The 23542-nt window shown below is 65.3% G+C and carries 20 protein-coding genes and 1 pseudogene; 15 read left to right on the top strand and 6 right to left on the bottom strand.

The genetic code is table 11. The annotated features are described in order from the left end of the window. Positions 1-10: 10 nt before the first annotated feature. The 7 genes and pseudogenes from FA87_RS18240 (at position 11) to FA87_RS18210 (ending at position 6437) form a co-directional block, all read left to right on the top strand. Positions 11-1234 carry a TrbI/VirB10 family protein gene (locus FA87_RS18240; protein ID WP_043696548.1) on the top strand — a complete coding sequence of 408 codons (1224 nt, stop codon included), beginning with the start codon at positions 11-13 and terminating at the stop codon, positions 1232-1234. 110 nt (positions 1235-1344) lie between these two features. Then, a complete protein-coding gene (locus FA87_RS18235) occupies positions 1345-2103 on the top strand; it encodes a hypothetical protein (protein WP_156128592.1) in 759 nt (252 codons plus the stop codon). A 51-nt stretch (positions 2104-2154) separates the two neighbouring features. Next, the gene (gene trbL / locus FA87_RS18230) at positions 2155-3360 is read left to right on the top strand and encodes a P-type conjugative transfer protein TrbL (RefSeq protein ID WP_043696542.1); all 1206 of its coding nucleotides are present in this window, start codon (positions 2155-2157) and stop codon (positions 3358-3360) included. Between the two features lie 8 nt (positions 3361-3368). Further along, a pseudogene (locus tag FA87_RS18225) lies at positions 3369-3800 on the top strand (hypothetical protein); the annotation flags it as partial. 34 nt (positions 3801-3834) lie between these two features. Beyond that, positions 3835-4815: a fimbrial protein gene (locus tag FA87_RS18220; protein ID WP_043696539.1), complete on the top strand. Its 981-nt coding sequence runs from the start codon at positions 3835-3837 to the stop codon at positions 4813-4815. Positions 4816-4892: 77 nt separating this feature from the next. Continuing rightward, positions 4893-5438 carry a DUF2058 domain-containing protein gene (locus FA87_RS18215; RefSeq protein WP_043696536.1) on the top strand — a complete coding sequence of 182 codons (546 nt, stop codon included), beginning with the start codon at positions 4893-4895 and terminating at the stop codon, positions 5436-5438. A 12-nt stretch (positions 5439-5450) separates the two neighbouring features. Next, positions 5451-6437 (top strand): NAD(P)-dependent oxidoreductase, encoded by a 987-nt coding sequence (locus FA87_RS18210; RefSeq protein WP_043696534.1) that lies wholly within the window; start codon positions 5451-5453, stop codon positions 6435-6437. Positions 6438-6509: 72 nt separating this feature from the next. Here FA87_RS18210 and FA87_RS18205 read toward each other — a convergent pair whose 3' ends face one another. Then, positions 6510-7568 carry a trifunctional transcriptional activator/DNA repair protein Ada/methylated-DNA--[protein]-cysteine S-methyltransferase gene (locus FA87_RS18205; RefSeq protein ID WP_043696531.1) on the bottom strand — a complete coding sequence of 353 codons (1059 nt, stop codon included), beginning with the start codon at positions 7566-7568 and terminating at the stop codon, positions 6510-6512. Between the two features lie 121 nt (positions 7569-7689). After that, positions 7690-9033: an MFS transporter gene (locus FA87_RS18200; RefSeq protein WP_036109345.1), complete on the bottom strand. Its 1344-nt coding sequence runs from the start codon at positions 9031-9033 to the stop codon at positions 7690-7692. A 139-nt stretch (positions 9034-9172) separates the two neighbouring features. On the opposite strand from FA87_RS18200, the gene cyoA reads away from it, so the two are divergent. The 6 genes from cyoA to FA87_RS18170 all read left to right on the top strand — a co-directional run bounded on the left by cyoA (position 9173) and on the right by FA87_RS18170 (position 15067). Next, on the top strand, positions 9173-10246 hold the full coding sequence (gene cyoA, locus FA87_RS18195; RefSeq protein WP_197056510.1) for a ubiquinol oxidase subunit II: 1074 nt from the start codon (positions 9173-9175) through the stop codon (positions 10244-10246). Between the two features lie 70 nt (positions 10247-10316). Beyond that, positions 10317-12290, top strand: coding sequence for a cytochrome o ubiquinol oxidase subunit I (gene cyoB, locus FA87_RS18190; protein ID WP_197056653.1), 1974 nt, complete (start codon positions 10317-10319; stop codon positions 12288-12290). Positions 12291-12342: 52 nt separating this feature from the next. After that, positions 12343-12918 (top strand): cytochrome o ubiquinol oxidase subunit III, encoded by a 576-nt coding sequence (gene cyoC / locus FA87_RS18185; RefSeq protein ID WP_214442890.1) that lies wholly within the window; start codon positions 12343-12345, stop codon positions 12916-12918. Beyond that, complete coding sequence (cyoD, locus tag FA87_RS18180; RefSeq protein WP_036109351.1) at positions 12915-13325, top strand: cytochrome o ubiquinol oxidase subunit IV; 411 nt, start codon at positions 12915-12917, stop codon at positions 13323-13325. Before cyoC ends, cyoD begins: the two co-directional genes overlap by 4 nt. Beyond that, positions 13322-14104, top strand: a complete 783-nt coding sequence (locus FA87_RS18175) for an SURF1 family protein (RefSeq protein WP_043696528.1) — start codon at positions 13322-13324, stop codon at positions 14102-14104. The genes cyoD and FA87_RS18175 overlap by 4 nt, the downstream gene beginning before the upstream one ends. Before the next feature lie 39 nt (positions 14105-14143). Next, positions 14144-15067 (top strand): DUF535 family protein, encoded by a 924-nt coding sequence (locus tag FA87_RS18170; RefSeq protein ID WP_051943190.1) that lies wholly within the window; start codon positions 14144-14146, stop codon positions 15065-15067. Here FA87_RS18170 and FA87_RS18165 read toward each other — a convergent pair. From FA87_RS18165 to FA87_RS18155, 3 genes are read right to left on the bottom strand one after another with little or no spacing between them, the layout of a single operon-like run. Further along, positions 15064-17544, bottom strand: coding sequence for a TonB-dependent receptor (locus tag FA87_RS18165; RefSeq protein WP_043698476.1), 2481 nt, complete (start codon positions 17542-17544; stop codon positions 15064-15066). The genes FA87_RS18170 and FA87_RS18165 overlap by 4 nt on opposite strands. Before the next feature lie 24 nt (positions 17545-17568). Continuing rightward, positions 17569-18591: a FecR domain-containing protein gene (locus FA87_RS18160; protein WP_043696526.1), complete on the bottom strand. Its 1023-nt coding sequence runs from the start codon at positions 18589-18591 to the stop codon at positions 17569-17571. Further along, a complete protein-coding gene (locus tag FA87_RS18155; RefSeq protein WP_090353903.1) occupies positions 18588-19130 on the bottom strand; it encodes a sigma-70 family RNA polymerase sigma factor in 543 nt (180 codons plus the stop codon). Before FA87_RS18155 ends, FA87_RS18160 begins: the two co-directional genes overlap by 4 nt. 249 nt (positions 19131-19379) lie before the next feature. Between FA87_RS18155 and FA87_RS18150 the strand changes: the two genes are divergently transcribed. Together FA87_RS18150 and FA87_RS18145 are read left to right on the top strand one after the other, a co-directional pair. Then, positions 19380-20957 (top strand): methyl-accepting chemotaxis protein, encoded by a 1578-nt coding sequence (locus FA87_RS18150; RefSeq protein ID WP_043696522.1) that lies wholly within the window; start codon positions 19380-19382, stop codon positions 20955-20957. A 117-nt stretch (positions 20958-21074) separates the two neighbouring features. Beyond that, entirely contained in the window at positions 21075-22724 is a 1650-nt protein-coding gene (locus FA87_RS18145; RefSeq protein ID WP_052191434.1) for a glycosyltransferase family 39 protein, read from the top strand. Between the two features lie 102 nt (positions 22725-22826). Here the strand turns inward: FA87_RS18145 and FA87_RS18140 are convergent, their stop codons facing one another. Then, on the bottom strand, positions 22827-23447 hold the full coding sequence (locus FA87_RS18140; RefSeq protein ID WP_036109361.1) for a YrbL family protein: 621 nt from the start codon (positions 23445-23447) through the stop codon (positions 22827-22829). Positions 23448-23542 lie beyond the last annotated feature (95 nt).

The following is a 23542-nucleotide window of genomic DNA, read 5'->3' as shown; positions in this document are numbered from 1 at the left end:
GGAGACTCCCATGCCCGAACCCGGTGATGCGGACGGCGAGGCTTCGTCACCGCCGGCCGCGTCCGGTAAGCCTGCGGGCGTCCGGCGCGTGAATAACGTACCGCTGCTGATCATTGGCGGCGTCATGGTCGTGTTCGTCATTCTCGTCACTCTGGTCGCGGCCCAGCGCGGGCAGAAGAAGGAGGAGGATCCTCCGCCCGCGGCGGGTGCGCTTCCCGAGAACAGCCAGCTTCTCGAGCAGATGCTGGCGGGTGGAGCGACGGGCGGACTGGTGCCGGGCGCCGACGAGCAAACCGTGTCGTTTCCCGTCGCGCGCGTCGCGGACCCGGATGCACCGCCGGTGCCTGACCGGAGCGCCGGCAACGGCGTGGCCGACGACGCGATGGCCAAGGAGCGCATGAAACTGTTCCAGAGCGCCATGCATGCACGTACCGGCCTGACCAAACCCGCGGCACCCGAGGTCGCGCCGGTCAAGGAAAACGAAGCCGACAAGGCGCGTGAGGCGGAAGCGCAGGAAGCCCGCGAGCGGGATACGCGCATTCCGGTACATGCGGAGGGCGACTACAGCGCGTTCGACGGGTCCAGCGCGCGCGCGGCCGGTGCGGATCGCTGGCTGCTCGACTCGGGTATGGAAGCGCCGCGTACGGCATTCGAACTGCGTGCCGGATCGGTCATTCCGGCGACGATGATCTCGGGTATCAACTCCGAACTTCCGGGCCAGATCATTGCCCAGGTCAGTCAGGACGTCTTCGACACGCCCACCGGCCGCCATCGTCTGGTGCCGCAGGGGTCGCGCCTGGTCGGACGCTACAACCATAAAGTCATCGAGGGTCAGTCGCGGGTGCTGGTGGCCTGGCAGCGAATCGTGTTCCCGGACGGCAAGGCGTTGGATATCGGTGCGATGGAAGGTGTCGACTCGGCGGGATACGCCGGCTTCAGCGACAAGGTGGACCGCCACTACGCACGCATGTTCGCCTCCGCCATCCTCATGTCGGGCATCGCGACAGGGCTCACATCGTCGAGTATCAGGCCCGGGGATGACCCGTTCGGTTCCTCCAGCGCCGTGATGATGCGGGAGAGCCTGGCCCGCCAGGTAGGTGAGGTGGCTTCGAAGATGATCGACAAGAACATGAGTTACGCGCCGGAGCTGAAGATCCGGCCGGGCTACCGGTTCAACGTGATGGCGGTGAAGGACCTGACCTTCAGGCAGGCGTACAAACCGTTCGATTACTGAGCGTCAACCCAACCCAAAGGAGAGGAAGTCCAATGAGAGGACACAGAAAGCTTGCGATCGCCGTCGTCATGGTTGCGGCGGCGGGATGCACAGGTACCGCCTCGGCCGGCGTGCCAGTCATCGACGTGGCGAACCTTGTGATGAATGCCATGCAGAGCCTTCAGCTCAAGAAGATTCAGAAGACGTTGACGAGGAACGACAGCGGAACGATCAATTACTACACGAACAACATCGATAAATCGACGACGAAGATCGACGAGTCGACACATAACATCGATAACTCGACCGCGATTACGTCGAACAACTCGATCATCAACACCGAGATCGACGCGGATCTGGACTTCACCCTGATCATAAACAAGGGTGGAAACGGGGAGATCATTCCCGTACCCCGGCCGATACAGGAACTTTTGAAGGAAATTCACGAGCACGGAAAAAGCGATGCTTACGCGGCCCATTTCGGCGATGCGGCCAGTTATTACGGGCGGTCGGGCGACAAAGAGGCGGTGGACGCCGGCTTCGAAGGATCGCGTGCGCGCAAGGCGGCCAACAACGCGCTGGTGAAGAGCCTCGATCTGGAGCAGGACCGCATTGCGGACGATGCGCAAGCGCTCAAGGATCTTGCAGGCATGAATAAAGAAGTCAAAGGCCACGCCCGCCAGCTTCAGGTCGCCAACGCCATCGCCGGTTCACAGGCCAACCAGATGCTCGAGATCCGTTCGATGATGCTGGCCTCGGAATCTGCGCGCGCGGCCGAATCCCAGGCTGCCGCCGACAAGGAGGCTCGCGCCATCGCAACGGGCAAACATCTGCGCGAAGGCCTCGACAAGGCGGCGAGCGCGGCGAGCCGTCCGCTTCCCATGCTCTGACCATGACGCGGCGCCATGGCGCCGCTCACCCCTCGATCCTTCAGGTACATCATGTCGTCTCCGCGCCGCATTCCCGTCCTTCTGGGTGTTCTTTTCCTGTTCGCATCCGCCGTGGCCGTTGGCCAGGACATCGAGCCGGGCAAGCTGGTCACGTCCGCGGAGGGCGCGATCGCGAAGGCCTTCGACATAACGCAGGTCTTTGAAGCCGCGAAGACGCTGTTCTGGTCGCTCGCGGTGATGAGCCTGGTCTGGACCATGGGGATGCTCATCCTCCGGCAGGATCTCGGCGAAGTGCTGATCGAACTCATCCGCTTCATGATCGTGACCGGCACGTTCTACTGGTTGCTCATCAACGCCAGTGACGGGGAGGGTGGCGGCGGATTTATCGCCGACATCGTCGATTCCTTCTTCGAGATGGAGAACGACCTTGGGCGCGTTACGTACGGACGCCATGCCGACGGCTTCGTCGCGCGTGGGCTGGCGACTTATTTCAGCACTCTCGACGCTACCCGGACCGGCAGCGACCCCGACCAGATTCTCGCAGGCGGAATCGCGGTCCTGATTCTCGTCCTGCTCACCATCGTCGGCGCGCAGTTCCTGGTGGCGCTGGTCATGGCATGGCTGCTTGGCTACGCGGGCATCTTCCTCCTTGGGTTCGGCGGGGCGCGTTGGACCTCGCAACTTGCCGTGAGCTATTACAAACATGCACTGGCTGTCGGCATCACCGTTCTGGTGCTCGGCCTGCTCGGCGCAGGTGGTCACCGCGTCATCGACCGGATCTCGACAGTCAGCATGAATTCCGCGGATCCGCAGTTCTTTTTCCTTGGGATGATGCTCGCCGTATCGGTCCTGGTGCTCGTGCTTTCCGTCCGCATCCCGCTGTTCTTCTACACGATGGTGACCGGTTCGCAGCTCGGTGTGCTCGCGGGTTCCGCGAGCGTGATCGGCAGCGCGATCGCCACCGGCGGCGGCGCGGCCATCGCGGCGGCGACCGGACGGATGCCTGGCGCCGGTCCGGATGGCGGTATGGGCGTCACAGCGGGCGCCCGCACCGGGTCCGTGATGGACGCGGTGCACCGCTCGGCGGCGTCCGGCAGCAGTATGGGCGATCCCTTCCATGTCGCTCCGGGGTCCGATCCGTTTGGCGTGTCCCGCGGTGCGGACGCGATGCGTCGCGGTGGCAGCGTCTTCGGTTCGGCCGGTGCAGCACGCCCGGGGACGGATGTGGCGGAACGTCGCGAAGGGTACCCGCCGTGATCGATACACTGCCCGACATCCCGCCGCAACGGCAGGAGATGGTCGCGTGCTCGCTCGCCGCTTCGCTGGCGTACGACGTTCCGACCAATCTGCTTCTCGCCGTTGCCGAGAAAGAAGCCGGCAAACCCGGGCAATGGGTCCGCAACGAGAACGGCACCTATGATGTCGGCTCATTGCAGTTCAATACCGCCTACCTGCGCGAGCTGTCGCGCTTCGGCATTTCGGCGCGCGACGTCGCCGCACCCGGATGCTATCCCTACCTCCTGGCGGCCTGGCGTATCCGCGCACATCTTCGCAACGACGCGGGCGACCTGTGGACGCGCGCGGCGAACTACCACTCCCGGACCCCGCGTCACAACGCACGTTATCGCGCGGACCTGATCCACCGCGCCGGTCGCTGGTCCGCCTGGCTGGACACGCATTTTCCAACCCACGACGCCGTCGTGAATTCCCCACCTTAAGGAACGAGGCCTGATGAACTACCGAACGATGCACCGCGCCCTCGGCGTGTTGCCGCTGCTTGTGCTCGCCGCGCCCGCGATGGCGGCGGAGAATGGCTGCTACTGGTCGGCCGATGGCAATTATCAGCTTGGGCAGACGGCGCAGATCACCGTATGGAACGACATGCCACCGGGGCAGCAGGTGCGCGACGAGAAGGCGCATGGCGATGGCAACATCCTGGCCACATGCATGCGCGGGCAGGCCACCTTCGAGGGCGACTATACCGTGGCACGCGACGACGGCATGGTGACGCTTACGGTCGACGGACAGCCGTCGGGCTTCGGCATCGAGGTGTATATCGAAGAGCGGGACGGGAGTGACCGTCGGTATTTCCCACACCGCTATCAGCGGACCTTCCGCCTCGGTGAGCCGGTTCGCAGCAACGATGCGGACATCGGGTATCGCGTCGTGCGCACGACAGGCCCGGTGCGCTTCGGTCGCGTCGATTCCCGGACCATCGCTCAGCAGTGGACGTATCAACCCGACGGTGCCAGAACCAGGGCCTTTCGCCACCTGAAAATCTACGAGCTCTATTTCGTGCGCCCCACCTGCAGCATCAGCGGCGACACGCTCAACCAGACGGTCGACGTGGGCCGCTATCACGTAGGCAACTTCGCTACCCCGGAGCGAGCCACACCCTGGGTGCCGTTCTATTTCAGGGTGGAGTCCTGCGCGGAGCCGGTCGGGATGATCGCCAGTTTCACCTTCGGTAAGGCGACGGACGCCGATCCTGTACTGGATGAGCTGTTCTCCCTGACCGGCCCGAAGAACGTCGGTCTCGAAATCGCCAGCGACGATACGAAGACGACGCTCCGGCCCGGCGTGCCGTTCCTGGTCAACGCCGTGGGCACTGGCCGCTCTTATCAGTTCAACGCGCGTCTGCGTGAAACCCAGCCGACGGTGCGCGGCGGTGAGTTCCGGCGTCCCCTGCTGGTGCAGGTCGAGTTCTTCTGAGGGCCGCGTGACGCCCCGGTCCCGCCGCTCCCGTTCGGCGTTAGAATCGGGGACCTCGCACGTACGAAATCGCCGATATGCGCAATCCGCTCCAGGAACAGCTTCTCAAGGCCGGCCTCGTCAAGAAGGACAAGGTCGCCAAGGTCGCCCGTGAACAGGCCAAGGCCCGTCAGGGCAAGGCTCCCGCGCCGGATGCGGCCGATCAGGTCGACGTCCGCCGCCTCCAGGCTGAGCGGGCCGAGCGCGACCGGGCTCTGGCCGCCGAACGCAATGCCGAGGCCCGGGCAAAGGAGATCCGCGCCCAGGTCCGGCAGATCATCGAGACCACCAAGGTCAAGCGCGAGGGCGACATCGCCTATCGCTTCAACGACGGCGACAAGATCGCCAGCATCTTCGTCAGCGAGTGGCTGCGCAACCAGCTGGCCTCGGGGGCGCTGGTCATCGCCCGTGCCGGCGACGGCTACGAGCTGATTCCCCGTCTGCCCGCGGACAAGATCCACGCCCGGGCGACCGACATGATCGTGCTCGACCACGGCCGCAAGGAAGGCGATCCGCTGCCGACCAGCGACGATGACGACGACTACTACAAGCAGTTCGTCGTGCCGGACGACCTCATCTGGTAAGGCGGTCGGCGCATGACCGTTCTCGTTACCGGTAGTGCGGGACACCTCGGCGAAGCCCTGGTGCGACGCTTGCGAGCGGAGGGTCGCGAGGCACGCGGCCTCGACATCAAACGTTCGCCCTTCACCGACATCGTAGGCTCTATCGCGGATGAGACGTTCGTGCGTGACGCCATGTCGGGCGTGACCGCTGTGATCCACGGCGCGACCCTGCATAAACCGCACGTCGTCACGCATTCAAAACGACAGTTCGTCGATACCAACGTCGCGGGCACCCTCGCCTTGCTCGAAGCTGCCGTATTGCATGGTGTGAGCTCGTTCGTCTTCACCAGCACGACGAGTGCTTTCGGCGCGGCGTTGTCGCCGGCGCCCGGCGAGCCCGCCGCCTGGATCGATGAGGGCGTCGTGCCGGTACCGAAAAACATCTACGGCACGACGAAGATCGCCGCGGAGGACCTTTGCGAACTCGTCGCACGCAAGGATGGCCTGCCGGTACTCGTGCTGCGCACCTCGCGTTTTTTCCCGGAGGATGACGACAGCGCACAGGTGCGCGACGCGTTCGATACCGCGAATATGCAGGCGAACGAGTTGTTGTACCGGCGCGCGGATATCGAGGATGTCGTTGGCGCGCACGTGCTCGCTGTCGAGCGCGCACCCGCGCTGCGCTTCGGTCGCTACATCGTTTCGGCGACCACGCCGTTTTCCCGGGACGACGTGGACGCGTTACGCCACGACGCGCCCTCGGTGGTACGTCGCCTCTATCCTGACGTGGATGCGCTGTACGCCGCGCGTGACTGGCGCTTGCTGCCGTCGCTGGATCGCGTTTACGACAGCGCGCGGGCGACGCGTGATCTGGGTTGGACGCCGAAACGCGATTTCGCGTTCGTGCTGACGTGCCTGCGCGAGGGTGTCGACTTCCGCAGCGACATGGCACGGGCTATCGGGAAGAAGGGTTACCACGATGCGGCGTTCGGGGACGAACTGTATCCTGTGATCGGTTGAAGGCCGCGCCGTCTTGCAAGCCACCGGTGGGCGCTGACTCCTGGCAGCGATCCGCGCTTCGGCGCGGCAACCTCACCTCAGCCCCATGACTTTCCGCTCATGGCGCAACAACCATTCCTTGCGCCACAGCCCGCCGCCATACCCGGTCAGCGATCCATCGGCGCCGATCACCCGGTGACACGGAATCACGATCGCCAGCTGATTCGCTCCATTGGCACGCGCCACGGCACGCACCGCGGTGTGTCTTCCCGCTGAGGCGGCGATCTCCGAATAGCTCCGCGTCGTCCCCGGCGGGATCGCGATCAGTTCATCCCACACCGCTTTGGTAAACACCGAGCCATGCAGGGCCAGCGGCGTCTCGAACACCAGCCGCGTGCCCGCGAAATAGTCGCGCAGGTCGCGCTCGATCCGGTCGATCACCGGCGTGCGCCCGAATCCGATCGACGAGCGGGTGGACTCGCGCAACTTCTTCAGCTCGGTCGGCAGCGCCGTCCGGTCGAAGAATTCCAGCAGATGCAGGGCGTGCGAGTCGGCCACGGTCAGCATCGTGCCGATGGGCGACTCGATCCAGTCGGCCCTGAGCAGTTCACGCCCGCGAAGCGCCACCGGCACGTCGCCGAGCAGGCGTACGATCGCCTCCCGGAACCCGCTGCCAGATGCGTACCCGGCCGACTGCTGAGCCTCGATGACGGTGGCTCCGCCAGCCAGCTTGTCCATCCCTTGTCCTGCCCGGCGAAGACGGGCCATGTCCAGGAAGGTCAGGCCGAGGTGGCGCTTGAAGCTGCGTCGCACGGTTGAGGGGTCGTAGCCGAGTGCGGTGAGGTCGTCCTCGGACCAGATCCGCTCGGGGTCGTCCTCCAGCCGCTTGAGCAGGGCCGAGACCATCGGTTCGCGCTGGCCCACGGGATCGAGGGGGCGACAACGCAGGCACGGCCGGAAGCCGGCTTCGAAACAGCCGGCGATCGAATCGTAGAAGCGGGTGTTCTCGAGCAGCGGTTTGCGGGCCGGGCAGGTCAGCCGGCAGAACACGCCGGTGCTGGTGACGCCGACGAACACATGGCCGTCGTAAGCCGGGTCCCGGTCGAGTAACGCTCTGTATAAGGTGTCGTGGTCGGGCAGGTCGAAAAGCATGCCGCATAGCGTAAGGCATGCTGGCAGCGTCGAAGCACGCGAATCGGGCGGCTATTTTCCGAAGGTCCCGACTGCCTTGTCGATGACCGGGGAGCGATGCGGCCGCTCCCCGGTCATCGCGTCAGGCCTTGTTGCGGTCGGTTTCCAGCGCTCGGTTGATGCGCAGGGCCAACAGGGTGCAGGCGGCGCCGGAGAGCAGATAGATGCTGACCGCGCCGAGCCCGAACCGCATCGACAGACCCAGCGCAACCAGCGGGGCGAACGCGGCGCCGAACAACCAGGCGAAGTCGGAGGTCAGCGCCGCGCCGGTATAGCGGAAGCGCTTTGCGAAGTTCGCGGTCACGGTACCGGCCGCCTGGCCGTAAGACAGGCCGAGCAGGGCGAAGCCGATCAGCAGGAAGGCATCCTGCGCCACCTTGCCGCCGCCAAGGAGCCACGGGGAGGCGATGGCGAACAGGCCGATCAGCACCGCCATGGTGCCCAGCGTGTTGCGACGCCCGAACTTGTCGGCCAGCACACCGGAGGCCACAGTGGCCAGGATCGCCACGAAGGCGCCGACGATCTGCACGATCAGGACGTTATTGATGTCCTGCGAGCGGTTCAGCGAGATCCAGGACAGAGGGAAGATCGTCACGATGTGGAACAGCGCGTAGCTGGCCAGGGCGGCGAAGGCGCCGATGAACAGGTTGTAGCCCTGAGCGTGGAACATCTCGATGATGCCGATCGGCTCCAGCTGGCCTTCTTCGAGCAACTGGGTGTACTCCTCGGTCACCACCAGACGCAGGCGGGCGAACAGGGCCACCACGTTGATGGCGAAGGCCACGAAGAACGGGTAGCGCCAGCCCCAGCCGAGGAAGTCTTCACGGGATAGCTGGGTATTGAGGAAGAGGAACAGCGACCCGGCGATCAGGAAGCCCATCGGGGCGCCCAGCTGGCCCAGCATCGCGTACCAGCCCCGCTTTTCTTTGGGGGCGTTGAGCGAAAGCAGGGAGGGCAGGCCATCCCAGGAGCCGCCGAGCGCAATGCCCTGCAAGAAGCGCAGCAGGGACAGGATCACGATGACCTGATAGCCGCCGGTCGTATTGGCGGGGAGGAAGGCGATGCAGACCGTGGAGGTGCCCAGCAGGAACAGGGCGGCCGTCAGCTTGGTGCCGCGGCTCCAGGTCCGCTGGATCGCCATGAACAGGGTGGTGCCGATCGGGCGGGCGATGAAGGCGAACGAGAAGATCGTAAAAGCCAGCAGGATCCCGTCCAGCGGACTGAGGAACGGGAAGAAGACCGACGGGAACACCAGCACGGACGCGATGCCGTATGTGAAGAAGTCGAAGTACTCCGAGGCGCGGCCGATAACGACACCGACGGCGATCTCGCCGGGGGCGACCGGGGCGTGGCTGGTCTGGTGCTGGCGGCGGACGTCCTGTTCGACGCCTGCAATCCCTTGATGCGCTTGCGAAATGGTCGTCATCGTACCCGGCCCGGCTGGAGAGTTGGCTACAGCATAGCGAAGCTTGAGGTCAATGGCTCGTAGACCATGGGACAATGTGTCCTATGGCCTTGCCCACCCGTTCAGCGTAAATTTTATGGTCCCCACGGTTGCCTCCATCATGCGAATGTCCTTGAAGATGTTGCGCGGATTGCTGATCCCCGCCCTTGCCCTGTTGCTTTCGGGCTGCGATGCCGTGCTGTTCAGCCCTTCGGGCGACATCGCGAGGCAGCAGCGCGACCTGATCATGATCTCCGTGGTGCTGATGCTCATCATCATCATCCCCGTGATCGTGATGACCTTCCTTTTCGCCTGGAAATACAGCGAGAAGAACAAGAATCACAAGGGCTACGACCCGGACTGGAACCACTCGACGGTCCTCGAGCTGCTGATCTGGTCGGCTCCCCTGCTGATCATCATCGCGCTGGGCGCCATCACCTGGACCAGCACGCACAAGCTCGATCCCTATCGTCCGCTCGACCAGATCGATGCCACCCGCCCCGTCGCCCCAGGCACCAAGCCGCTGGTGGTCGAGGTCGTGGCGCTGGACTGGAAGTGGCTGTTCCTCTACCCGGAACAGGGCATCGCCACGGTCAACGAGATGGCGGCCCCGGTCGATCGCCCCATCGAGTTTCACATCACGGCCTCGTCCGTCATGAACGCGTTCTTCGTCCCGTCGATGGCCGGCATGATCTATGCCATGCCCGGCATGGAGACGAAGCTGCACGCGGTGATGAACAAAACCGGCGATTTCGAAGGCATTTCGGCCAATTACAGCGGCGCCGGCTTCTCGGACATGCGCTTCACCTTCCATAGCCTGTCCGATGAGGGCTTCGACAGCTGGGTCGCCAAGGCAAAGGCCAGTGGCGACACGCTCAGCCGCGAGGATTACCTCAAGCTCGAGCAGCCCAGCGAGAAGGACCCGGTGCACTTCTACGGTACCGTGGCACCCAACCTCTACAACGCCATCCTCAACCGCTGCGTCGAGTCGAACCGCATGTGCCAGAGCGACATGATGGCGATCGACAAGCAGGGTGGGCAGGGTGTCGTGGGTACCTACAACGTGACCTCGCTCGACGCCGCGACCCGCGCCCGGGTAGGTCTGGCCGATGCCGGCCCGCGCTATGTCGGTGCCTACTGCCTCGGCGCCGGCGTGGCCGGCCAGCCGATGACCCCTGCCGGACGTCCGCTGTAACAGCGGCCGCCTGATTTCGATTCAAGCCTTAGCGAGTCCGGTAATGAACATGCCCGATCTAGCCAAACTGATCTTCGGACGCCTCACTCTCGATGCGATTCCGTACCACGAGCCCATCCTGATCGCCACCTTCGCGGGCGTCGCCCTGGGTGGCATCGTGGTGCTCGGTCTGATCACCAAGTACAAGCTGTGGGGCTATCTCTGGAAAGAGTGGTTCACCAGCATCGACCACAAGAAGATCGGCATCATGTACATGGTGCTCGGCATCATCATGCTGCTCCGCGGCTTCGCGGACGCGCTGATGATGCGTATGCAGCAGGCCATCGCCTTCGGCGACAATCCCGGTTTCCTGCCCCCTCATCACTACGACCAGATCTTCACCGCCCACGGCGTGATCATGATCTTCTTCGTGGCGATGCCCCTGGTCACGGGTCTGATGAACTACGTGGTGCCGCTGCAGATCGGCGCGCGCGACGTGGCTTTCCCGTTCCTCAACAACTTCAGCTTCTGGATGACGGTCGCTGGCGGCCTGCTGGTCATGGCCTCGCTGTTCGTCGGTGAGTTCGCCCGTACCGGCTGGCTGGCCTACCCGCCTCTGTCCGGCCTCGCGGCCAGTCCCGATGTCGGTGTCGACTACTACATATGGTCGCTGCAGGTGGCCGGTGTCGGCACCACGCTGTCCGGTATCAACCTGATCGCCACCATCGTCAAGATGCGCGCGCCGGGCATGACCATGATGAAGATGCCCGTCTTCACCTGGACCTCGCTGTGCACCAACGTGCTGATCGTCGCCGCCTTCCCGGTGCTGACGGCGGTGCTGGTGCTGCTCGCGCTCGACCGCTACGCCGGTACCAACTTCTTCACGACGGACTTCGGCGGCAACGCCATGATGTACGTCAACCTGATCTGGATCTGGGGTCACCCCGAGGTCTACATTCTGGTGCTGCCTGTGTTCGGCGTGTTCTCGGAAATCGTTTCGACGTTCAGCCGCAAGCGCCTGTTCGGTTACGCCTCGATGGTCTACGCCACCGTGGTCATCACCGTGCTGTCGTACCTGGTCTGGCTGCACCACTTCTTCACCATGGGTTCCGGCGCGAGCGTCAACTCGTTCTTCGGCATCACCACGATGATCATCTCGATCCCGACGGGTGCGAAGATCTTCAACTGGCTGTTCACGATGTACCGTGGCCGCATTCAGTTCGACGTGCCGATGCTTTGGACGATGGGCTTCATGGTCACCTTCGTGATCGGCGGCATGACCGGCGTCATGCTCGCCGTGCCCCCGGCCGACTTCCTGCTGCACAACTCGCTGTTCCTGATCGCGCATTTCCATAACGTGATCATCGGCGGCGTGGTGTTCGGTGTGTTCGCCGCCATCAACTACTGGTTCCCGAAGGCCTTCGGCTTCCGCCTCGACCCGTTCTGGGGCAAGTGCTCGTTCTGGTTCTGGCTGACCGGCTTCTACTTCGCATTCATGCCGCTGTACGTGCTGGGCTTCATGGGCGTTACCCGCCGCATGAACCACTTCGAAGATCCGTCGCTGGCCATCTGGTTCCGTATCGCCGCCTTCGGCGCGGTGCTGGTCGCTCTGGGCATCGCCTCGTTCCTGATCCAGATCTTCGTCAGCATCCGCAACCGTGAGAAGCTGCGCGACGTCACCGGCGATCCGTGGCACGGCCGTACCCTGGAGTGGTCGACCTCGTCACCGCCGCCGGACTACAACTTCGCGTTCACCCCGATCATCCATGACTCGGATGCCTGGTGGGACATGAAGGAGCGCGGTCACGAGCGTCGCCTCGGTGGCTACCTGCCGATCCACATGCCGAAGAACACGGCAGCGGGCGTCGTCATCGCGGGCTTCGCCTTCGTGGTCGGCTTCGCCATGATCTGGCACATGTTCCTCATCGCCGGCCTGGCCTTCGTCGGCCTGCTGGTGAGCGCCATCACGCACACCTTCAACTACAAGCGCGACTACTACATCCCCGCCGACGAAGTGGCTCGTACCGAAGCCATCCGCACGGAAGAGCTTGCCGCCCATGTCTGATAATCACGCTTCGCCCGCCGTCGTCGCGGATGGCCAGAAACTCGAGTTCTGGATGAAGGAAGATCACCACCCGGCCAACGGAACGTTGCTCGGGTTCTGGATCTACCTGATGAGCGATTGCCTCATCTTCGCCTGCCTGTTCGCCGTCTACGGCGTGCTGGGTCGCAGCTACGCCGGTGGCCCCTCGGGTGCCGACCTGTTCGAGCTGCCGCTGGTCGCCGTCAACACCACGATGCTGCTGCTGTCTTCCATCACTTACGGCTTCGCCGTGCTGGAGATGCAGAAGAATCGCAAGGGCACGATGATGGCGTGGCTGGTCGTGACCGGTCTGTTCGGTCTGGCCTTCCTCGGCATCGAAATGTGGGAGTTCGCCCACCTGATCCACGAAGGTGCCGGTCCGCAGCGCAGCGCGTTCCTGTCCTCGTTCTTCACCCTGGTCGGCACCCACGGCCTGCACGTGACCTTCGGCTGCATCTGGCTGGTCACGCTGCTGTTCCAGGTGGGTCGCTTCGGTCTGACCGCCGCCAACAAGCGTCGCATCATGTGCCTCTCGATGTTCTGGCACTTCCTCGACGTGGTCTGGATCGGCGTCTTCACCTTCGTTTACCTGATGGGAGTGCTGCCGTGAGCGCGCACATCGAATCGCACGATCACCACCACGACGATCACCACGATCACGACGACGGTGCCAGCCACAGCACGCTGAAGGGATACATGACGGGGTTCTTCCTCGCCGTGTTCCTCACCGCGATCCCGTTCTGGCTCGTGATGGGCAAGGTCATCCCGAACTCGCAGACGCTTGCGATCGTGGTGCTCTTCTTCGCCGCCATCCAGATCGTGGTCCACATGATCTACTTCCTGCACATGAACACGAAGTCGGAGGGTGGCTGGAACATGCTGGCCCTGATCTTCACCCTCGTGCTGGTGGTCATCACGCTCACGGGTTCCATCTGGGTCATGTTCCACATGAACGCCAACATGATGCCGGGCATGTCGCATGACATGACCGAGCAACAGGTCAAGAACCTGCCTTGAGCACCAACGTTCCAAACGAAGCCACGACGCCGCGCCCTCCGCGCGGCGTCTTCGTTCTGGCCTTGCTGGCGGTGCTCGGCACGGTGCTGTTCGTCGCTTTCGTCGCCCTGGGCACCTGGCAGGTGCACCGCCGCGCGTGGAAACACGACCTGATCGCCCGCGTCGACCAGCGCGTGCATGCGGAGCCGGTCACCGCGCCGGGCCGTGGGCAGTGGCCCGTGGTCAGCGCCGCCAACGACGAGTACCGTCGGGTCAGGCTGACCGGCACGTTCCTGCAGGACAAGAGCGTGCGTGTGCGTGCCAGCACGGAGCTGGGCATGGGTTCGTGGCTGATGACCCCGCTGCGTACGCATTCGGGCGACACGGTCATCGTCAACCGCGGTTTCGTGTCCACCACCTGGTGCGGCGGCAAGGCCACCTGCACCCCCGGCCCCGCCGGTGAAACCACGATCTCCGGCCTGTTGCGGATCAGCGAACCCAAGGGTGCGTTCCTGCAGGACAACGACCCCGCGGGCGATCGCTGGTATTCCCGTGACGTGGCGGCGATCGCCGCGGCCAAGGGTCTCGACGACACCGCGCCCTATTTCGTCGACGCGGATGCGGCTTCCTCGCCCGGTCGCGGTGACGGTAACGAAGGTCCGGTCGGCGGCCTCACCGTCATCGCTTTCGCCGACAACCATCTGTCCTACGCGGTCACGTGGTTCGGTCTGGCCCTGATGACCCTGCTGGGCGCCTGGATCGTCTGGAAGGACCAGCGCAGGAAGCGCCGTATCTCCTGAGGGCGTTTCAATTTTCCCCGCCCCGGACGTCTTGGGTAGATGCAGACGCCTTACCCCGAGTCGCAAGCGATGCACGACCTCACCCTGGCCTGGGCGACGCCCCGCCAGCGGCAAGGCACGCTGGCCCTGGTGCTGGACCACGCGCGACGCCGTGCTTCCCTGCGACGCAAAGGAGCGGTTCCCGAACGGCGTCTCACTTATCTGCTTCGATCGCTCGCCGCCTTTCGGCGGCAGACGGCGTGGCTGGACATGGTCGGGCGCTCGCGGGCGATGCGCGCGGCCGCTGAGCTCAATCCGCGGGTCTATGAGCGCTGGCAGCGCCATTACATTTCACGCGACTTCGATCTGGCGACGTGCGCCCGGCTCGTCGAAGCGCATTACCGGTTTGTCGCCCGGAAGTTTCCGGAGCGCCTGCGTGAGCGTCTGATCCGTGGCCACGACGTGCGCCTGGCGACGCTGCCGCTCGGCGGCGGTGAAGTGGCGTATCTGCATGCGCGCGCGCCCGAGCACGAAGCCACGGGCGAACTCGGCCTGTTCCTGCTCAACGGCGACAAAGAGGTGATCTCCTCCTGCGCGATCACGTTCGGCGGGACGGAGGGCCTGCTGGTCGGCGCCATGCGCGGGTCGTGGGCCTACCTCGGACGCGGTGCGATTGCGCGGTTCACCCGTGCCACGGGCGGTCTGCGTCCGCGCGACCTGCTGCTCGCGGTGGTTCGCGCGCTGGCGACGTATTTCGGCATCGACCGGGTGCGCGGCGTGTCCCGTGACGCGCATCCGCTGGATCGTCGGGCGGGCGTCACGGCGGCGTCCTATGACCGCTTCTGGCGCCGGCATGGCGGTGTCCCGGGTATCGACGGGTGTTACGAGATTCCGCGCATCGGAGCGAGCAGCGGCCGCGATGAACGCGATACGTTCCGGCGCGAAGCCTGCGAGGTCGCCCTGCGCTCGTTCGCGAAGGCCTAGAAGTCGTACGAACCCGAGAGCAGGACGACGCGCCCCTGCCTTATCGGTACGAAGGTCTCATCGAAATTCACCGCGTACAGCGTACGGGCGAAGAGGTTCTTCACGCCCAGCGTCAGCCGCCAGTTCCTGCCGTACCGCGACACGTTGGTTTCCACGCTGGCCTGGCCGGGAATGCCGAAGTACTGCCCATCGCCGCTGGTCCGCCCGATGCTGCGGCTGCGGGCGAGGATGCCGGCGCCGACGCCCCAGGGTTTGGTGTCGCCGTCGCCGAAACGATAGCTCGCCCATGCGGCGGCCTGATGTCTTGGAGAACCGGTGGGGCGGGTGTCGTCGTTGTTGTGGATACGTGCTTCCGTCACGCTGGCCAGCACATCGAGACCCTCGGCGACACGACCGGAAAACTCCAGCTCCACGCCGCGGTTGGTCTGGCCCGGTCCGGGCGTGGCGAAGAACGGCGGTTCCGGCGATACCAGGTCGACGCTGTGATCGACATGGATGCGATAGACCGCCGCGGTCAGTCGCGCGCGATCGTCGAACAGGTCGAATTTGCCGCCGAGTTCCACCTGGCGGGACGTGGCGACGGGCAACGGCTGGCCGTCCTTGCCCAGCAGTGGGTCCGGCTGGAAACCCGTCGACGAGTCGGCGTACAGTGCTATCCCGGGCGTCAGCTTGTAGACGACGCCCAGCTTGGGAATCCAGCGCGCCTTGCGGATCGTGCGGGGAGACCCGTCGGTCCAGTGCGTCTCCAGCTTGTAGGTCGTTCGACGCAGGGCGGCAAGGACGTTCCAGTCGTCGCCGATCGCGACCTGATCCTGCAGGTAGACGCCGGCGTTCGTTTGCCACGAGCCGCCGAGCGTCTGCACCGTGGTACTCACCGGCGCGATCAGCGCATTGTATTTGGCGGACATGGTCGCACCGGTGCGCAGGTCGTACGCCAGCGGACGGGTCGTTACGTAGGCATCGCGATCGGTGACGTCGTCGGTGCCGCTTTCCGTTTCGGTCGTCGTGCCGCTACCGCCGTCGCCGGCGTGGGTGCGGGCGAGGTCGACGCCGACCAGAACCGTGTGCGTGACATCGCCGTAGCGGAACGTGCGGGTAAGGTCGTTCTGCCAGGTCCAGTAGGTGCCGGTGTAGCGAAACGAGCGCGCGACGGCCGACAGGACGTTGCTCTGCGTGCCGAAGCCGCTCGACACATACGACCAGCTGTTGCCGTCGCTGCGCTGGCGGACGTATTGGCCCTGGCTGTGGAACGTCCAGTCCTCGAACTCGTGATCGAGCTCGAACACGGCGCGTCCGGTGCGGTAGGTCGAGGTGTCGCCCGGTGTGCCGGGGACGGAGCGATACGGCGACGCGGAGGCCAGCGAGGCGCCGAGCAGGACGGTGTGCTCCGGTCCGGGGACCCGGTTGTCCACGAATTCCAGCCCGCCCATGACACGGGTCCGCTCGCCTTGCCATGCGAGCGACGGCGCGATGTAAGCGCCATGACCGCCACCATCGCCTTCGTCGGTTTTCTCGCCGCGCTGCCCCGCAGCGACAAGGCGGTACGTCACCGAACCGTCCTTCGATGCGGTGCCCGCGAGATCGATACCGAGCCTGCCACCGTCGTACTTGCCCAGTGAATACGTGAGCGTGCGCACCGTCTCGGCCTGTGGCCGCTTCATCACGACGTTGACCGAGCCACCGAAATTATTGTTCTGCGACGCGTCGCCAAGAATGGCTTCGGGGCCGCGCAGCACTTCGACACGTTCGATGCCGATCAGCGGTGGCAGATCCTCGGTGCGAGCGATGCCATTAGGCATGCCATCCGTCATGCCATGGCCGGCATCGAAACCGCGGATGAGAAACAGCGGCGCGCCGCCATAACCGTCGACGTACTGCACACCGGCGACATAGCGCGCGACATCGCCGATATCGACCGCCTGTTGTGACTCGATCACGTCGCGTGTCACCACGGAGATCGACTGCGGCACATCGGTCAGGTGGGCATCGTTGCGCGTGACGCTTCGGGTGGTGTCCGCCTTGAAACCGCCGTCCTGTACCAGACCCTGCACGTCGACCGTCGCCAGCGGAACGACATCCGCCGGATCGAAGGGAGCGGCCGGATCGCCGGGCGCCGGCGTCGCGTTGCCGGGTTTCTGCCGCTGGCGCACGACGACCGTGCGGGCGTCATAAGACTCCCGCTCGAGATCCGTGCCCTGCAGCAGTTCATCGAGGGCGGCGTTCGGCGTAAGAACACCCTGCGCACCACCGGATCGCCAGCTTGCGATCGAGCCGGACGCGGTGAGCACCTGCACGTTGGCCTGCTTACCCCAGGCCAGCAGCGCCGTGGCCAGCGGCTGCGGCGCGATGGCGAACGCGACGGGAGCGGAGCTGAAACCATCGGCCGGAACCTCGGCGGCGCAGGCGGCGCCGTGCGCGAGCACTAACGCCAGCGCGCCGGAGATTGCGCGCCGGCGCCCGCGAAGCGAGTACTGCAAGACCTGCGGCCCCAACGGTGGTGTTCAGCGCGGCCTGGCACCCCGCGTCATGGCGGTCTGACGGGTGAGTTCCAGCCGGTCGGTATAGGCATCGACGCGCACCGGAAACACCCGGGGCAGGGCCGCCACCCAGCTGTCGATGGTATCGACCTGCACGGTGCCGGTAAACGTCAGCCTGCCCAGCGCGGGATCGGCGAGGCGGATAGGCCGGCTGCTGTAACGGTTGACGTTGTCGACCACGGACGACAGCGGCTCATTGACGAATTCCAGCCGATGGCCGCGCCACGCGGTAGCCGTGGCCGGATCGACGTCCAGAATGCGCATGGCGTGAGTCTCCGGATCGAATGAGACTTCGCGCCCGGCACCGAGTTCAATGGTGCCGTCGTCGCCCTGGGCGCCCGTCGGCGATACCTGCACCCGGCCTTCGGTCACCGCCACGGTGACCCGGTCGCCGGTGCGGCGCACGTTGAACGCCGTGCCGAGGTCGCGAATACGCAGTGGCCCGGCATTGACCACGAACGGACGCTCGGCATGCGCCACCCGGAAGAAGGCCTCGCCCGCATCCAGATCGATCGCCCGCTCGTCGTGGCCATAGCGCGTGGTCACCGAGGTCGCGCCCCCCAGCTCGATGCTGGAGCCATCGGGCAGGTCGATATCGCGATGGCCGGCACGTTCGCTGGCGTACTGGCGAGTGGAAGCCTGATGGGACGGGCGCAGGCCGATGAATGCGCCCGTCCCGAGCAGGGCCAGCGCCGCCACCGCAGCGGCTGCCAGCGCGATGCGCGGCCGCCGTGCACGATCCGGATGGAGCGGGGCCGGGGCGTAACGCTGCACGAAGCGTTCGCGCAGCGACGGGGCCATGGCACCCGCCGCCTCGGCCAGCGCCGAGGCGCGCTCGAACGCTTCCGCATGGCGCGGATCGGCCTCGAGCCAGTCGCTCCAGTCGAGCAGCGCCTGTTCGGGCAGGTCGGGATCGCGCAGCTGGGCCCACCAGTCCGCGGCGGTGTGTTCGACAGGGCGATCGATGCTAACGGGGGTCAGGGTCATGAGGGGTTCTCCGCGCGGTCGCGGCGTTCTCGGCAATGCGCCAGGGCATTGCCCACGTGGTAGCGCACCATGCGCTCGCTGAGCTTCATGTCCTTCGCGATGGAGGCGAAGTCGCGTCCGTCGATCACGTGCATGACGAAGGCGCGGCTGGTCTTGGGTGGCAACTCGTCCAGGGCCTGACGCAGGTCGCGCCATTGCTCATGGGCCGACGCGTGTTGCTCGGGAATCGGCGTGACATGCCAGTCGTCGGCATCGGGATCGACCGGGGCCAGGGCGCGTACGTTCCGCATCCGCAGCTTGTCCACGGCCAGATTGGAGGCCGCACGGAACAGAAACGCACGCGGCGAATCGATCTTCGTCGCGTCGTCCAGCGCAAGCAGTTTCAGATAGACCTCCTGGGCCACCTCCTGGGCGTCGGCAAGCGAATTCAGCCGTGCCCGCAGGAAGGCGACAAGAGCCGAGTTGTGCTCACGGAACAGGGCGACCACCTGGGCGGCGCGCTTGCCCCCCGGTGAGGCGCCTGCCTCGGAAGAGTCCATGGTGTGTCTGACCGCGTTCATGGGGCTGGGTATCAATGGTCGCACGGTGGGAAATCGGCGCCCGTACGAGCAGGGACGAACGCCGATTTCCGCACCGGCGAACACCCTAGACGTGCCAGCTCCGGAAAATTGAAATGGGCCCCTTCACATCCGCGTCGGCCGATACCGGTCAAGGCGTGGTGGACCGTGCCGATAAAGAGCCTATCCCTCACGATGCAAGCGGACTGCGTCTCCATCCGGTCCCCAGTCATGACGTCGTTCAACCGTTTTCGTATCGCCACCCGGCTTGCCGTCCTGGGTGCCATTCTCCTTGCCGCGACGGTCATCGTCGGCATCGGTGGCTGGCGCGGCCTTGCCCGTATGCACGAGGTCCAGGTGGCGTCGGCCCGCACGGCGCTGGCCTATTCCACCGCGGCGGATACCGCTCGCGTGGCCCAGGTCGACTTCAAGAAGCAGGTACAGGAATGGAAGGACCTGTTGCTTCGCGGTGCCGATCCCGCCGCCTTCCAGAAGTACCGCGCGGCGTTCGGCACGCAGGCGGACGCCGTGAAGGCGGACCTGGAGCGGCTGCGTGCGCAGCTGGCCGGCGTGGGGTCCTCCGTGGCCGAAATCGACGCCATCGAAGCGACGCACGCCACCCTGCGCGAGAAATATCTTGCCGCGCTTGCCCAGTACGCGGCGTCCAATCCGGGAAGTGCGCACGTGGTCGATGGCCTGGTGAAGGGAATCGATCGCGCTCCGACGGCCGCGATCGATGACATCGTGGCCCGGGTGCAGAAGGAGTCGGCGACGACCTCGGCTCGTCTGGAGGACGAAAGCGCCGCGGCCTTCCGCGCCGCCCTGATTCTGCTCGGTGCGGTCGTGCTGGGCGCGGTCGCGCTCGGTGTGGTGATCACCGTGCTGCTCGCGCAGAGCATTACGCGGCCGATCGGTCGGGCCGTCTCCGTCGCGGAAGCCGTGGCCGAAGGCGATCTTTCGACTGAAATCCTCGTCCACGGCCGTGACGAGACGGCGCAGTTGCTGGGCGCGCTGGCCCGCATGAACCGACAGCTGCGCCAGGTCGTGACGACGATCCGCCAGGGGGCGGAAGAAATTTCGCAGTCGACCGGTGAGATTGCCGAAGGCAACCTGGACCTCTCGTCGCGCACGAGCGAGCAGGCCGCCGCGCTCGAAGAGACGGCCTCGTCCATGCAGGAATTCACGAGCAGCGTAAACGGCAATGCCGCGAATGCGCGCGAGGCGCGCGGCATCGCTGAAGCATCGTTGCTCGGCGCGCAGGAAGGCGAGGTCGCCATGCGCGACGCGGTCGACGCAATGGACCGCATCGCCGACGTGTCCGGCCGGATCGCCGACATCACCGCCGTCATCGACCGGATTGCCTCGCAGACCCACATCCTCGCACTCAACGCGGCCGTGGAAGCGGCACGTGCCGGTGAGGCGGGACGCGGTTTTCATATCGTCGCGGCGGAAGTACGCACGCTGGCGGGTCACTCGAAGCAGGCGGCCAACGAGATCCGCCTCCTGGTGGACGAATCGGTCGAGACGATCGCCGACGGCGCCCGCCGCATCGGCAGCGCAGGCAGCGCCATGACCGAACTCTCCAGCGGCGTCGAGCGCATGACTCATTCCGTGCGTTCCATCGCCACGGTCAGTGACGCCCAGGCAGCGGGCATCCTTCAGGTGAACGAGGCCGTGCGTCAGATCGACGAGGTCACCCAGAGCAATTCGGCTCTGGTGGAAGAGGCCGCGGCGGCGGCCGACGCCGTGAAGCAACGGGCGCGCGAACTGGTCGACAGCGTGGCCTTCTTTCAGCTCGACGCCGCCTGATAAGGCGTCTGTAAGCGTCTGTCACAAGAGGTCGGCTAGGATGGCGCGACCTCAGCCGCCGTCCCATGTCCGCACTTGAACGACGAACGATCCTCCCGACGTGAATTTTACGGGTTCATGCTCATCGCCCTGGCGGTGCTGGCGGCGGGAATAGGACTGCGCGACCCGTGGCCGCCTGACGAACCCCGCTTTGCTCTCGTGGCGCGGCAAATGCTCGAATCCGGCCAGTGGCTGTTTCCCCATCGTGGGATGGAGCTCTACTCGGACAAGCCGCCGATGCTCATGTGGACCGAGGCGGCGTGGATGTGGCTCACCGGTGGCTGGCGTGGCGCCTTCCTGCTGACCTCGCTGTTATCGGGCCTGGGCACGCTGGCGCTGGTCTGGCACGCCGGGCGCCGTCTCTGGGACGCTCGCACCGGTCTGTACGCGGCGATCGTCGTGCTGTCGACGATGCAGTTCATCGACGTGATCCGGCATGCGCAGATCGATCCGCTCTCGCTGTTCTGGATCACGCTGGGCAACGTCGGCATCCTGATCCATTGCCTGCGTGGTCCGAGCTGGCGCATGTACTGGCTCGGGTGCTTCGCGGCGGGGCTCGGGGTGATCACCAAGGGCGTCGGTATCGTCGCGCTGCTGATGTTGATTCCTTACGGCGTCATGCGTTTCCGGCAATGGCCGGGCGTCACGCGCACGCAGGGCGACGGCTGGCGCTGGGCCGGCGGTGCGCTGGCTTTCCTGATCGCCGTGTCGCTCTGGCTCGCGCCGATGCTGATCGCCGCGTACGGGCTGCGCACGCCGGAATACCTGGCCTACGTGCAGGACATCCTGTTCCGCCAGACGGCGGAACGGTACGCCAACTCCTGGCAGCACGCGGAGTACCCGTGGTTCTTCCTTGGCGTCATCCTGCAGGAATGGGTGCCGGTATGGCTGCTGATTCCCCTCATGCTGCCGCGCTGGCGCGAGGCGTTGCGCCTGCGCGAGCCGCGCGTCTGGATGCCGCTGGTGTCGTTCCTGCTCATCCTGGTGTTCTTTTCGATTCCCCGGGGCAAGCGGGCGATCTACATCCTGCCGGCCTTGCCGATGCTGGCGCTGGCGATCGCGCCTTACCTCGGTGAGTTGCTGAAGGCACGCTGGTTGCAGCGGTTCTGTCTGGCACTCACCGCGATCTGCGGCGCCGTGTTTGGCGGCGTCGGACTGTGGGCGCTGCTGAAGCAGCCCAGAGCGGCGCAGAAGATGGCCGCCCGCTACGAGCTGACCGATGGCGGCCATACGTTGTGGCTCGCGCTGGTGGTGATCGGTGTGCTGTTCCTCGTCTGCGCGGCGCTCTGGCGGACGCGACGCGGTGTCATTGCGTTGCTGGTGGGCATGGCGGCGGGCTGGATCGTCTGGCCGGTGATGACCTACCCGGCGTTGAATGCCAATGAATCGGCGCGACAGGTGATGATGCGCGCCGATCAGCTGATCGGCGCCGACGGACAGCTTGGCCTGGTGTTGTGGCGCGAGGAAAACCTGTTGCAGGCCGTGCGGCCGGTGAAGGAATTCGGCTTCAGCAGGAGCGGTCCGGAGCAACTGGCCGATGCGCGTGCCTGGCAGAGGGAAGATCCGTCGCATCGCTGGCTCCTGGTGACCGGGCAGGCGCTGGACGACTGCGTGGTGAAGGAGCGGGTCGTGTTCGTCGGGCTGGCCAACGGGCTACGGTATTCCTTGCTGCCTTCGGCGGCTTCGAAAGCGGCATGCTTGCCGTCAGGGCTCGTGACCGATCGCTAGAAGCTTTCGCCAGCAGGGCTGGCTCCTACAGGGCCACGGCACCCACCAAATGCCGCGCTCTGGCAGGAGCCAGCCCTGCTGGCGATGCAATCTTGCCGGGCCTCAAAGCGCCGGCGCCTCGGCCTTCGTACGCCTGAGCATCCGCTCGTACTTCTTGTTGGTCCGCGATGCGTTGTGCGCCCGATTCATCGAGCAGTGCGGAATGATGTTCTTCTCGCCGAAGCCATCGATCATCACCAGCCTCGGCCCACCGCGGGAATCCTCGCCGTACACCACGTTCCAGGCATGCAGGTCGGCCGCGATCACGTTATGGCTGAGCAGCCGCGCATGGAAACTTTCCAGCTCCTTCTGCGTTACGGCGGTGAACCCCTCGGCCTTGACCCAGTCGTGGAGGGTAGGCGCCAGACCACCGTCGGGCCGGCGCACCTTCTCCACGATCTGCCCCAGCCCGATGTCCGTCATCTCCAGGCCGACGACCCGGGCGATGGGCACGTCGTCATAGCCGCCGGTATAGATGCTGCTGACGTATTCGCGAAACTCGCGCACGAAGTCCTTGTAGGGGCCGCTGCGGGCCATGCGGCGATACCACGGGGCGGCGTTCCAGCGCGCTTCGATCGATTCGCTGGCGATGACCTTGATCAGCAGGTCGGGCTCGTCGGGATGCTGGTACACCTCGCGGACATGCCCGGTGGCGATCGGCTTGGCTTCGGCCAGTCTGAACATCGTGGATCCTCATGCGGCGGCATGAAAGCCGGCTGTAAGTCGTTCGTGGGGCGCACAGTGTAAAGTCATGCGCCTGTAACTGGCGTTTTTCCACG

The organism is Luteibacter sp. 9133, assembly GCF_000800155.1.
GTDB lineage: Bacteria > Pseudomonadota > Gammaproteobacteria > Xanthomonadales > Rhodanobacteraceae > Luteibacter > Luteibacter mycovicinus.
The sequence above is the reverse complement of the archived record's forward strand: the minus strand, read 5'-3'. Positions and strand labels throughout refer to the sequence as shown.

Excerpts from the sequence above, each read along its gene's own strand:
- FA87_RS18240 (WP_043696548.1), top strand. The coding sequence starts at position 11 with ATGCCCGAACCCGGTGATGCGGACGGCGAGGCTTCGTCACCGCCGGCC.
- trbL (WP_043696542.1), top strand. The coding sequence starts at position 2,155 with ATGTCGTCTCCGCGCCGCATTCCCGTCCTTCTGGGTGTTCTTTTCCTG.
- FA87_RS18220 (WP_043696539.1), top strand. The coding sequence starts at position 3,835 with ATGAACTACCGAACGATGCACCGCGCCCTCGGCGTGTTGCCGCTGCTT.
- FA87_RS18215 (WP_043696536.1), top strand. The coding sequence starts at position 4,893 with ATGCGCAATCCGCTCCAGGAACAGCTTCTCAAGGCCGGCCTCGTCAAG.
- FA87_RS18210 (WP_043696534.1), top strand. The coding sequence starts at position 5,451 with ATGACCGTTCTCGTTACCGGTAGTGCGGGACACCTCGGCGAAGCCCTG.
- FA87_RS18205 (WP_043696531.1), bottom strand. The coding sequence starts at position 7,568 with ATGCTTTTCGACCTGCCCGACCACGACACCTTATACAGAGCGTTACTC.
- FA87_RS18200 (WP_036109345.1), bottom strand. The coding sequence starts at position 9,033 with ATGACGACCATTTCGCAAGCGCATCAAGGGATTGCAGGCGTCGAACAG.
- cyoA (WP_197056510.1), top strand. The coding sequence starts at position 9,173 with ATGCGAATGTCCTTGAAGATGTTGCGCGGATTGCTGATCCCCGCCCTT.
- cyoC (WP_214442890.1), top strand. The coding sequence starts at position 12,343 with ATGAAGGAAGATCACCACCCGGCCAACGGAACGTTGCTCGGGTTCTGG.
- FA87_RS18170 (WP_051943190.1), top strand. The coding sequence starts at position 14,144 with ATGCAGACGCCTTACCCCGAGTCGCAAGCGATGCACGACCTCACCCTG.
- FA87_RS18160 (WP_043696526.1), bottom strand. The coding sequence starts at position 18,591 with ATGACCCTGACCCCCGTTAGCATCGATCGCCCTGTCGAACACACCGCC.
- FA87_RS18155 (WP_090353903.1), bottom strand. The coding sequence starts at position 19,130 with ATGGACTCTTCCGAGGCAGGCGCCTCACCGGGGGGCAAGCGCGCCGCC.
- FA87_RS18150 (WP_043696522.1), top strand. The coding sequence starts at position 19,380 with ATGACGTCGTTCAACCGTTTTCGTATCGCCACCCGGCTTGCCGTCCTG.
- FA87_RS18145 (WP_052191434.1), top strand. The coding sequence starts at position 21,075 with ATGCTCATCGCCCTGGCGGTGCTGGCGGCGGGAATAGGACTGCGCGAC.
- FA87_RS18140 (WP_036109361.1), bottom strand. The coding sequence starts at position 23,447 with ATGTTCAGACTGGCCGAAGCCAAGCCGATCGCCACCGGGCATGTCCGC.